We start from the raw sequence: 11,943 nt of genomic DNA, 5'->3' as shown, positions 1-11,943 counted from the left end.
ACATCTCGGTAATGAAAACCAGGGTCAGGGGAATATCCGGACAGACTGCTAGGTAATAAGAAAACTATTTCTTACGACTTGCATACGATGAACCAGACGGGTATCTGGCAAGGCGGTTTTCTGAATTTAAAAGCGACCCAACATATTCGTGGCCGGGGTGAAGGTGTACCTCAACCAGAGGGAAAGATTCTGGAAGGTCTGGCAGGATGGCAATGGGGGCATGAAGGCACGCTGGATTATTCGCGAAAAGATTTACTTCCACGCGGACCACTCCCCAAAAAATGGTTCGACTACAAAGGCCACTACCTGCATGGCAAGCAATTGATACTCTCGTATGCAATTGATGGTCGCGAGATTCTTGAGTTGCCCCAGTCGATCAAAGGAAAAACGGCGGTGCGACATACCTTATGCATCGGGCCTGGAAAAGCATTGATTCTCGCGACGGCAACGCCCTCGGACACTCAATCGAGCTTTACGGGTGTCATTACTCTCGACAAAAACGTTCCCGATAAAAGACAGGGGTCGGCTACTAATTCGATTGCATTGAGCGGCCGACGAACGAAAGATTTATTTCAGACAAAGGCAACTCCTCTCGATTCCTTTACCGCATCGTCGGTCATCGGCGATACAAGCGGGATGACATGGAAGCCCGATGATCAACAACGTCTCGTGTTGAATATCCCCGCTGATGACAAGCCACGATTAATCGACATCATCTGTTTTGCAGGAACTGAGAAAACGGATATCAAAACTCTAGCTACTCTGGTAGAACAATTTAAAAGCGAAAAAATTGACGATCCTAAATCATTGATCAAGGGTGGATCATCCAACTGGCCTGAAACGTTCAAAACCGTGGGCTACCCAGGTTTGGAACGTGGTGCCTATGCTCTGGATACGATTACCATACCCGAATCGACGCCGTGGAACACATGGTTTCGTACCTCGGCGCTGGAATTCTTTCCCGATGGTCGCATGGTTATCTCTACCCATGGCGGTGATATCTGGATTGTTTCCGGAATTGACAAAGACCTGTTGAATCTGAAATGGAAGCGATTTGCCGGCGGACTGTATGAACCATTTGGTGTGAAGGTGGTCGATGGTTTGATCTATGTGACCTGCAAAGACCGTTTGACGCGTTTGCATGATCTCAACAACGATGGTGAAGCCGACTACTATGAAAGTTTTTGGGCTGATACCGATGTCTCACGTTTCTTCCATGCATTCAATTTTGATTTGCACACCGATACCGCGGGTAACTTTTATTATGCGAAGTGTGGTCAATATACCAGCTATGCTTTACCGGGTTCCGTCATGAAAATATCGCCGGACGGAAAAAAGAGCGAAGTGTACTGTACCGGGTTTCGGACTCCTAATGGCATGGGAATGTTTCCCGATAATCGGATGACGGTCAGTGATAATCAGGGCAGCTGGATGCCGGCTTCCAAAATCAGCCTGGTGAAAAAGGATGGTTTTTATGGGTATGTGCAAACACACTCAGGTGGAAAAAACTGGGCACCGGATGGCGGGCGTATCGATCATACAAAAGTCGTTCCGCCGAAATCGTTTGACCAGCCATTGATCTGGATGCCGCAACATGTTGATAATTCAGCGGGAGGCCAATTGTGGATTGATGATCCGCGCTGGGGACCGCTTTCCGGACGTCTGCTTCACACCAGTTTTGGCAAAGGCTGGATGTTTTATCTAATGTTGCAGGAATTCGACGAAATCAATCAGGCAGCGATTATCAAACTGCCCTTCGATTTCAGTGCAGGAGTTCAAAGAGCGCGCGTGAACCCAGCCGACGGTCAGGTTTATGCGGTCGGCCTGGATGGCTGGAATGGCGGGGGCCGACCGGGACTCCGCGATCAGGGCGTACAACGCCTGCGATATACCGGTAAACCGATTTCGATGGTCACCGATTGTCAGGTGGAACCGGATGGTTTACGTCTGCGATTCAATTTCGTGCTTGATCCAGCATCGGCTGCGGACTTGAAGTCTTATGGCGCTGAGCATTGGAACTACCATTGGCGTGCTGCATACGGCTCGGACATGTTTTCTCCGACAACAGACCAACCGGGCAAAGAGAAATTGAAGATCACCAAGGCTACGCTTTCCGAGGATGGTAAAAGCGTGAAGCTGACCGTGGCCGTTTTGAAACCCGTTAATCAGGTTCATTTAACGCTCAACTTGAAAGGCAAACAGGGTGAACCGTTTCGGGAAGAGATTTACTGGACGATTAACGGCGTTCCGAAAGGTGAATGATTTATTGCTACCACGAAAGGCACGAAAATCACGAAATGAGTAAGATTCGAAAGGTGTTAGAAAATCATCATCTTTTTTGATAACTTCTAACTTTCATTTGATCTAAATGCTCGCTGGTAGCGTTCATAAGATTAAGGTTGTTCTCCGCAACCCTTTTCAATTTGAATGAGGTACCGCGCTAAGTGAAAAGCAACGAACCGACTACAACAGAAATCACTAAAAACGACAGTATTGCTAGAATATTTCGCACGAAGAAAAGTGATCGCAATGAGGCACTCGTTTCTCTGATCTTCTTCACACTGTTTGGAACCGGCTCTACGTACCTGATGTGGTTTATGGCACATCCGGATTCGAAGATGTTCGCTGTTATCGCATTTAGTGTGATATGGTCGCCTCTGGTAGGTATATTTATTTGGTCATTTCTGGTTTGCCAGTATAGATCGATCACAATCCAAAAAGAAACTGTGATTCTACAGGGCGTGTTTTCCTGCAAGGAGATTGACCTGTCGCGTGTTCTCGAGGCCCGATGGAAACTGATCGGAAGTGGTGTCCTGACTTTAAAGACATTGACTGAAAAGGGATCGGTTCATCTACTTAACTTTGAGCGAGAAGACCGACTTTGGCTAATTCAATACTTTAGAAGTCACTTACCCGAATCGATTCAGCAGAACTGGGACCTGTTCTGTCTGAAAGTTGCAATCCCATTGCGCGATCCTAAGCCGAAAGTCTTTCGAGATCCAGGTCCGGATGAAATATTAATTACACGTAAACGTTATGACCGATTCGGCATTCCTCTCATTATCATCTCAATTATCTGTGGCGTTTTAACGGCTTGGTATTTTAAACATCCCAAGTATTTATCAATGCCAGTTATTCTCATTATATTCTGGGTACTGTTACGTAACTCGATACCCAAAGAGGGTAAAGTTTTTTCAAAGATCGGTTCAGATAAAGAGTCGATGGAAGTAGTCAAATTACTCGGCTGGTGGATTGGTCTAGTCATTATTCTTCTCATTACATACAGATTGCCAATCCTTCCCCAACCACAACATACGATTCTCGGCAATTGTTTGATGCTCATTTATATGGTGTTTCTTTTTGTCAAAGCGCGTCCATTAATTCGTTCCAATAAGCTGATGGATCTGGAAAAATCAAAAAAGGCCGTGCAGCAGTGGAAAGACTGTCCGTAATGTTCAAGACACAGATTTTTTTCTTGTCCACCCCTTTGAAAAGGACAGAGTTACTGTGGAAGCTGATGGTACAAGTTCAACAGAAATCACTGAAATTGATGGTGTTGTGAGAGTGTTTCGGGAGAGAAAATACTATCGCAACTTGGGAATCATTGGTCTCATCTTCTACACGTCGATTTCTATTGGTGCAGCATATGCGATGTGGGACAAGGTGCTGGCTCTGAATAATTTTTTTGATATTGCTTTTGCGTGTTTTATGTTTTCATTTTTCCCAGGTATTAATCTATGGATATTACTCGCTTACAAATATGAATCCCTTACGATTCAAAATGAAAGCGTCATACAGCAAGGAGTGATTTTCAGAAAAGAGATCGATCTATCAAGTGTCAAACAGGCCCGCTGGAATCTGGTTCAAGGGGGAGGTATCACCTTAAAGAGCTTGACGGAAAAAATATCGATCTATTTTGAAAATTTTGAGCGAGAAGAACGGCTGTGGCTGATTCAATATTTCCAGAGTCATTTACCCGAATCCATTCAGCAGAACTGGGACCTGTTCTGCCTGAAAATCGCAATTCCACTGCGCGATCCTCAGCCGAAGGTCTTTCGAGATCCAGGTCCGGATGAAATATTAATTACACGCAAACGTTATGACCGATTCGGCATTCCTCTCAGTATTCTCTCCATAATCTGTACCGCACTAGCGGCTTGGTACTTTCGATTTCCTCGATATTTAGGAGTTTCTGTAATTCCGATTGGGTTCTGGTTGTTGCTTCGTTACTCGATACCCAAACGCGGGATGGTCGGCCGTCGAATCAGTGCAGACAGAGATCTCAAGCAGATGCTGATCTTTCTTTTTTGTTGGGGTGCGTTGGGTTTAATCGGCATTATCATTCTCAAAATAATAGACTTTCCAGAACCACAGAATATGATCTCCAACGTTTGTCTGATGTGTATTTGGTTCACCATTCTTTTAATAATAGTCAGTAAATTAGATCGTAACAGACATAAGCTGAATTTGAAAAAGGCAAAAGAAGCAGTAATAAAATGGAATCCTGAGGTGGATTCTCAGACAGAAGACTAAGAAGTTTCTGAGACTTCAAATGAATCAGAAATCAGTCAATCTCTCTTCCCGATGCGACGATAGGCGCGTGTGGTGGTGCATGTTACAATCTTTGATTGGCTGCCTCTGAGAGTTAGAGACTCTCAGTAAAAACATATTCAGTCAAACTGTTAGACGAATTGCCCTCCTGAGGATTTACACCGATGAGATTAAAAGCCCTGCCGCTGGGACTGCTGTTGTTGTTCTGTTCGTCTGCTCTTGCGCAAGACAAGACGACGCCTGAATCCGTGCCTCGAACACGGGTCACTTTTTACGCAATGGGCGATGTGCCTTACGAACCAGAGGAAGATACTTTACTCCCTAAGCAGATTGCCAAACTACCTCCAGACGCTGAGTTTGTAGTTCACGTCGGTGATATCAAGGGCGGCAAGGCGGCCTGTGATGAAGCAGTTTACCAAAAGGTCTCTGGTATGCTGAGTCATTCCAAGGCGCCGGTGTTTATCATTCCCGGCGATAACGAATGGAACGACTGCATGAATCCCGATCAGGCCTGGCAATTTTGGGACCAATATTTTATGCGGTTTGATCGTCGCTGGCGGCATACCCTGCCTGTCTTTCGACAACTGAAACGTGAAGAGAATTTTTCCTTTGTCAAAGGGGGCGTATTGTTTGTCGGGATCAACATCGTTGGGGGTCTCGTCCATGATCCGGCAGAATGGAAACAACGGCATGCAGACGATCTGGATTGGGTCCGTCGCAATCTGCGTCGGTTTGGCAATGAAGTCAGTAGCCTGGTCCTTTTCGGACATGCGAAACCGATTGCAGCTCACAATGATTTTTTTGTTCCCTTCAGTCAAGATGCGATCAAATTCCAAAAGCCGATCCTGTACCTTCACGGCGATGGACACAAATGGATTTATGATCGCCCGTTTGCCGCGAAGAACATTTTACGCATCCAGGTCGATCAGGGTGGTATCGCTCCGCCTCTGAAAATCTCAGTCACCGATGCTAAAACCAATCCCTTCCTGCTGGATCGACGTAACGACAAACCGGCGAAATAACTGCCGCTGTCAGAATATTTCTGAACAGATTCAAAAGATACCTTGACTTCCATACTATGCCACACATAGTATAGAAATATATGAGATATAGGTGATCTTAATCTGTCAAGGAGATTCGGCATGCGAGCAGAACGTGAACTGATGCGAGGTGCCGGCCCGGTGGCTGTACTCAAGTTGCTGGAAACAGGCGCGAAATACGGTTACGAACTTGTAGAAGCCCTGTCAGAGCAAACCAATGGCGTACTCGATATGGGCCAGTCCACGCTTTATCCCCTGCTCTACAATCTGCAATCACAGGGGCTGATTCGTCCCACTTGGAAAGAATCTGAAAATGGTCGAAAGCGAAAATATTATTCGCTGACAGCCAAAGGCAAGAAACGCCTTGCCAGTGATACGGCTCAGTGGCGGGCTGTCGCAACGGCCATGCAGAGCCTGGGTATCCTGACTGATACGCCACCAAAGCTGAGAGGAGGTGAAGCTTGAACGGTTGGCTCCCCTTCTCTAATAGATGGCGAACAGTGCTACAAACACCGGTTGCTGAGTTGCTCCGCGGACGGATTACCGGCCCTCTAAGTGCTGTAGAACGACTGGATACTTCCGCTTTGCCCGAGAGTGTTGTCGCAGCCATTGATGCCGTCGTTACAAATTTCAGCGGATATCGGCAAACAAAAATAACTCGGCAGCTTATCAATTCCTGCAAAATCTTTCTACAGGAAGGACGAGATGAAGCACAACTTGTTGCGAAACTGAGCGAGCCGGAAAGTATCTCCTCTCTGATTCATTTGACCCGAAAAGCAGACTGGGTTCTGACTTCGCCTGTGCCCGCTCAGTTGTGGCCGACGGTTGCAACATTAGTGATGAATAGACAGGTTCGAACGAGGGCTGCCCGGAAAATGTTCTATCGTGTATCCCGGAGCATACAATGGCAGTTGGAAGCGGGGGAGACTCCGGAATCGCTGGCGACAAAATATGGTGAGACAATTAGCCTTGGCGGTTTGTTGTATGAGACGCATTCACCGGAACTGCTATTGGATTATCGTCTTCCTGAGAGCGTCGCCGCTGTCGTGCTTGACGTGATACACAGGACACGCTTACGACCTGCTGAGAAACTGGATACAGCGCGAGAACTCTGCGCGCATTTTGCTGATGGCCTGGAGAAAGGGAACTCGCCTGATGATATGATCAAATCGTTTGGCTCTCCCGCGACCTCTGCGCGTCTCATTCGCCGGGCTTGTCTTCGAAATCGTTCTTTCGCCTGGCATGCGTGGCGACGAACCTGGCAAACGACGGCTGTTCTCTCAGCTATTGTATTCGTGTTGTGGACCGTTTTGGCTGTACGATTCCTATCTGCAACGCCCACGGTTACCTTCGATATTATTCAAGAGGTTGATGATCAAAGCCGCGCTATCCCGATGCAGGAACGTGCATGGCCGCTGTATCGTAAAGGGTTGATCATTCTCAAAAATAACCAAGAAATCCCTAATTCACCCATAAAATCACACGGAATCAGCGAGGGTCTACACAAGGGACCGGAGAGCAAATATTGGCCGGAAGCAAAAGCGTATCTTGTTAAACATGCAGATGTAATCAATCTGTTTATAGAAGCATCAAGCCGTCCGAAGCTGGGTTTCATCAATCGCGATCCGGAGAATAGCGAGTGGTTGAAAAGTCAGGGCCATGGAAAAGATTACATACTGAACCCACCTGATCTGGTTGGCATCGAAATTCTTTTGCCTCAGGTAGAAGACCTGTCTGGTCATGTGGGATCACTGTTGATGGCAGCCAGATATCTTGCGGTGGAAGAGGGAGACAGCGAGCGATATTTACAACTAGTAATCGCGCGGCTCTCTGTGGCGGCACATTACAGACAATCCGGTCCTTACACCATCTGTCAAATTGGTGCTAATGGAATTACTGGAATAATCGTGCAAGACGCCGCCAGTCTAGTTATTGAGCAGCCTGATTTTTTCAATGATGAACAACTCGCGACACTTTTCCAGAAAATTTCTGCAACACAGATCAAAGCACCCAACTTCAGGCAAAATGAAAGAATACTCAAAGACTATGTACAAAAAATCTATACAGATGATGGAACAGGAAACGGCCGATTCGCTGCTGATGGATTTCCTATCTTGCAACGCATGAATCATTTGATGAACAGAGATGATAAACATTTACTACTAGAAGTATTCTCTGAATTTTCTGAGAACCGAAACGCAAAAAGTGCTGATACACCAGCGAATACAGCTACACAGTTACTGGCAGCGCCCGTAGCTGCTATGTTTGCGGAGAGAAAGGAACTGCAGGCCAAGCTACTCTTTTTGAGTGAGCTGCTGTGGAAGCAACGCACTCAGGTCACCAGGGCTGAAGTGATCACTAATTCTGAATACCTGACTGAGTATCGACGACTTTTAGATTCACCGAGTCTACGACTGAAGTATCTGCCGGCACTGGTCATAATGCCTTATGAGCAGTCTGCAACCTATTGGTTTCAGACACCGAAACATCAGGCTCAACGTGATGCAGCCCTGGTTGTGATCGCAGCCGAACGCTTCCGGCGAAAGTATGGAGCGTTCCCGAAAACGGCGGAAGAACTTGTTCCGTCACTGCTGTCTGAAGTGCCCCTTGATCCATTTACGGACAAACCGCTCAAGTATTTGATCAGTGAGGGGCGTCCGATGATTGATTCCTTTGGACTGAAAATTCCGGAAGAAAAATAAAGTAAAACATTCTGTCTGCAGCCGACGACTCCGATCTTTCGGAACAGTCGGCGCAGAATCAGAATAAATGACTCCTGGCAAAACACGAGGCGTGGGTTAGACAACATCGCAGTTGATCCCAGGTTATTGCGAGTTGGCTGTTATTAATTACCGTGCATTTTCTCATAGTATGCTGTCGCTGCGAAATTGAAAAAAAGAAAAGGTGCCAGCGATTAATGACGTGGTGAAACGTCATTAATCGGTTTCTGACACCTTGATTCCTTTATTTCTCAATTCGAATAAGCCATCCATTTGGGATTAACGACGGCTTCGGCTTCCATCAGCCTGACGACTTCGTCGGCTACATCATCGCTGATTTCCAGATGAGTACTGAAACCGACACAGGATGCGTTGATTTCGCCTAAGACATATTTGTCGGTTCCGGAGTCATCGGTATCCAGAATGAAATCGATGGTCCAGATGAGCGGCAAGTCATAGTTACCCAAGCGTTGCTGGATCATGGGAATATTTTTCGTCACTGATTGCACCAGGTCAGGCCATTGGTCCGGGGTTTCGTAGGTGTATTTTGCCCCCGAGAACAATGTTGCAGAAAATGCGTCCGCTTCTTCTGCAGGTTTCTTATGCACGATGTTGACGACTTTATTCCTTAACATAAATACGCGAATTTCACCTTCTTTAATGCGTTCCAGGAAGGGCATATCCAGAATCATACCCCCATCACCGTCCAGGTATTGCACACAGAAGTCGATAAACTCGCCGAGAGGCATAACCTCGACATGGTTATCTTTGGCTTCGGTACATTTCACCTTACATTCCAGACCAATCGATTCACTACCGTTGTCTTTGCCTTCGATAGCTTCGACGCGCCAGATGCCTTCCCCGGTAGAGCCCCGGTTTTGCTTGGCAACACGCACTCCGTGAGCCAGACTTTTGGGAAATTCTGATTTGAAGGTCTCAAAGTCGTAGTAGCAGCTGACATCATCTGGCACAATGTCGGTCCCTTTGAGTTTTTCTACAGCGTTCTTGGCACCGTAGTTAATCATGGCATCCGGGTGAGGCAACCCGACGACCCCTTCCTTAACGAGTTCGCGAAGCATTTGAAAGTATCCGGTCTCGTCGCGCAGATTTCCCGGATTGACGCGGCTGATATAGGCTCCCGCTTTTTCACATGTATAACGGTAAATTTCCCCGCGATCTTCATCACGATAAAAAATGATTTCTGACGTCCAGCCACGTTTAATGAGAGAATCAATGATCGGTTTTGAATCTGGCCGGTAACCGTAGCTTCCTTTATCGGATCCACCACTGGCTTCAAAAATAACGACATGCTGTTTCACTGCTCGTATCTCCAAAATTAGACAAATAAACGTACAACGATAGCCCGGAAAAAAGTCGAGACTATCATCCAACATAGATGCGTGTGGGTGCGACGTGACCACTCTGGGTGCCCGTACATGAGAAGATGAGCATTGTGAGACCGCAATTCTCAACAAAGTCTCAAGTGTAAACTGACCACCAGAAACCTCGGAGTTATTGCGCCCTTTCAGGTGGCTTTACCACCGAGGCCCTTAATACGGACCATTTTATCCTGTTTTGTTTTTTTTAGAAAGAGTCAAGCAGTACTACAACGGTTATTTTTTACAGAATGTAGAATATTTTTCTGCGCCAATGTTAAGATTTGATTAATGAACTAACTTCAGTATTGAAAAACTATTCGAGAAACAGATCGTAAACGTCGTCAGGATAAAGCCCATCGAGTCCTGATAAAGTAATCTTTGCCTCACCCAGTGATTTGCCGTTGCAAGAGACCCGCACAATGGCTGCCACGGGATAGACATCCCAGTCTGAATTGTTTAGAGGTAACATGTAATGCGCCAAATTACGTGATTGCACTTGGGCGATCCTCTTTTTTCCATCAGCAGACCAGAGTTCGACGACCAAATCATCAATGCTTTGAGGTTTATGATCTCCTATGCGAACTTTTGGGGGCCATCCACCATTTTCCCGAAAGTAAATCGGCGTTCCATCTCGTCTGACAAGATGCAGTAGAACGGGATGAGAGACTGCCCGGGGATAAATTCGAACATTCTTAAACCAGCCTCGACTTTTCGTCTGTTCTGATTGATTTGTTGCTGGTCCACCTCGCATTTTGATCTCACAGTGAGTGGTCCGTAAATAGAGGGGGAACGGTTTGACAAGCGCGTGCCATTTTCCCTTTCTGTCCTGCACTTCAGCCGTACAGAGATTGCGGCTGCCATCCAGCGAGAGACGCGCTAGAAACCCCTCACCATTTCCCCGGTCGAGGGTGAGGTGATTAATTTCTTCTCTGAAGCCCCCCTGCTCGACAGCGGCATAAACGCGGAATTGTGCTTTCTTTTCCGAAATGTCCGTCATGGCGATCTCGACCCAATGGTCGGGGCTGCGTGGCATATCGCCACCACAGAGATGCAATAGCAGTTCATGAGGATGCGGGCCTTCGGTAACCACATTCATGCGTCCGATGAGTGTTACGTCTTTGAATTTTGCGGGATTCAACGACCAGAGTCCGTTATGTTCGAGATGATTTTTACCTTGGATGACAAATTGACCATTCTGAACAGAAAACTGGACGACATCAGGGTTACTGTGCCAGATACGCCATTTCTGTTTGTCGATTTTGTTACCTTTGAATGGTTCAATCAGTAGCGCTCCTCTTTCCCGCAATTTGATCCCGACAATACCCTTCTGAATCACGGGCTGTTCAGTCTTGGCCTCTTCCGCTTGAGACCACTGAGATGTTAAGGCAAAGATCAGCGTCACAACAACAGAGCCCATTCTCTCTATGCGTTTCATGCGTAGTTTATCTGCCTCATTCATTTGGTTTCCTTATGGGATTCAGCTGCTTCGCATCAAGTTGGATAAATGGCGTTCGTCAGTTCATTCTCTGCTATGGCACTTTGACTGTCAGATTATCATAATGGATCGACTGCTTAGGTGTGACCAGACCAATCTTGTCTTTGGTTTTATGTGCGATGCCCGGGGAATGTAATGAGCCGACGAGTGTGCCATCGATAAACGCCTGCATCAAATCGCCTTTAATTCGGACATTCACGGTGTACCACTTACCCTCTTTCAATTTCACCGGGAAGCTGGCTTCCGATTGTTTTAGCAGTGCTTGCGTTTGTTCATCCAGTTTTTTTCCTGCTTTGCGTTTTTTGAAGATCTCGTTATTGAAGACTCCGGTCTTGCCGTCGCGTAGAATGACTTTGTTGCGGGAGACGATCACACGACAAATATGCCCTGCGTGCGTCTCTTTGTAGCGATGTTGATTAAATGTCAAATTGGTCGATTTGGAACCTTCGAATTTGATATCAAGCGTGAGTTCCAGATCGGAACAGGGTTCCACGCGCAGTTGATGTACGGCTGCGTGCCCGCCGTCCTTCTCTTCAATGCCCACGAGAACCCCGTCTTTGAGAAGTGAAGAACTCTTATAGAGCGACCATTGCTTGCCCAGTTTAGGGCTCGAAAAGTCGTCGCTGAAACGCTCGGTTTTATAGAGATCACCCGAAAGGGGCACTGGCTGTCCCGCCAACAGGGACAGACAGGAAAACAGGACCACGGTAATTGTAAAACAAGCACGTAATGACATCGATGAGACCTTTGAGAATGAG

The 11,943-nt window shown here is 46.7% G+C and carries 9 protein-coding genes; 6 read left to right on the top strand and 3 right to left on the bottom strand.

Annotated features, from left to right (window positions below; genetic code table 11):
* Positions 1 to 78 precede the first annotated feature (78 nt).
* The 6 genes from Q0668_RS11525 (at position 79) to Q0668_RS11500 (ending at position 8,293) form a co-directional block, all read left to right on the top strand.
* On the top strand, positions 79 to 2,262 hold the full coding sequence (locus Q0668_RS11525; protein WP_366918891.1) for a DUF6797 domain-containing protein: 2,184 nt from the start codon (positions 79 to 81) through the stop codon (positions 2,260 to 2,262).
* A gap of 182 nt (positions 2,263 to 2,444) precedes the next feature.
* The gene (locus tag Q0668_RS11520) at positions 2,445 to 3,452 is read left to right on the top strand and encodes a hypothetical protein (protein ID WP_298864518.1); all 1,008 of its coding nucleotides are present in this window, start codon (positions 2,445 to 2,447) and stop codon (positions 3,450 to 3,452) included.
* A 55-nt stretch (positions 3,453 to 3,507) separates the two neighbouring features.
* Entirely contained in the window at positions 3,508 to 4,533 is a 1,026-nt protein-coding gene (locus Q0668_RS11515; protein ID WP_298864515.1) for a hypothetical protein, read from the top strand.
* A 182-nt stretch (positions 4,534 to 4,715) separates the two neighbouring features.
* Positions 4,716 to 5,573, top strand: a complete 858-nt coding sequence (locus Q0668_RS11510; RefSeq protein ID WP_298864512.1) for a hypothetical protein — start codon at positions 4,716 to 4,718, stop codon at positions 5,571 to 5,573.
* Between the two features lie 120 nt (positions 5,574 to 5,693).
* Entirely contained in the window at positions 5,694 to 6,056 is a 363-nt protein-coding gene (locus tag Q0668_RS11505) for a helix-turn-helix transcriptional regulator (RefSeq protein WP_298864509.1), read from the top strand.
* Complete coding sequence (locus Q0668_RS11500) at positions 6,053 to 8,293, top strand: hypothetical protein (RefSeq protein ID WP_298864506.1); 2,241 nt, start codon at positions 6,053 to 6,055, stop codon at positions 8,291 to 8,293. The genes Q0668_RS11505 and Q0668_RS11500 overlap by 4 nt, the downstream gene beginning before the upstream one ends.
* A gap of 269 nt (positions 8,294 to 8,562) precedes the next feature.
* Here the strand turns inward: Q0668_RS11500 and Q0668_RS11495 are convergent, their stop codons facing one another.
* The 3 genes from Q0668_RS11495 to Q0668_RS11485 all read right to left on the bottom strand — a co-directional run bounded on the left by Q0668_RS11495 (position 8,563) and on the right by Q0668_RS11485 (position 11,921).
* Complete coding sequence (locus tag Q0668_RS11495; protein WP_298864503.1) at positions 8,563 to 9,630, bottom strand: Cj0069 family protein; 1,068 nt, start codon at positions 9,628 to 9,630, stop codon at positions 8,563 to 8,565.
* Between the two features lie 373 nt (positions 9,631 to 10,003).
* Positions 10,004 to 11,149 (bottom strand): hypothetical protein, encoded by a 1,146-nt coding sequence (locus tag Q0668_RS11490; protein ID WP_298864500.1) that lies wholly within the window; start codon positions 11,147 to 11,149, stop codon positions 10,004 to 10,006.
* 70 nt (positions 11,150 to 11,219) lie between these two features.
* On the bottom strand, positions 11,220 to 11,921 hold the full coding sequence (locus Q0668_RS11485) for a family 16 glycoside hydrolase (RefSeq protein ID WP_298864497.1): 702 nt from the start codon (positions 11,919 to 11,921) through the stop codon (positions 11,220 to 11,222).
* Between the last annotated feature and the right edge of the window lie 22 nt (positions 11,922 to 11,943).

It is taken from the genome of uncultured Gimesia sp. (assembly GCF_937910335.1).
Classification (GTDB): domain Bacteria; phylum Planctomycetota; class Planctomycetia; order Planctomycetales; family Planctomycetaceae; genus Gimesia.
The sequence above is the reverse complement of the archived record's forward strand: the minus strand, read 5'-3'. Positions and strand labels throughout refer to the sequence as shown.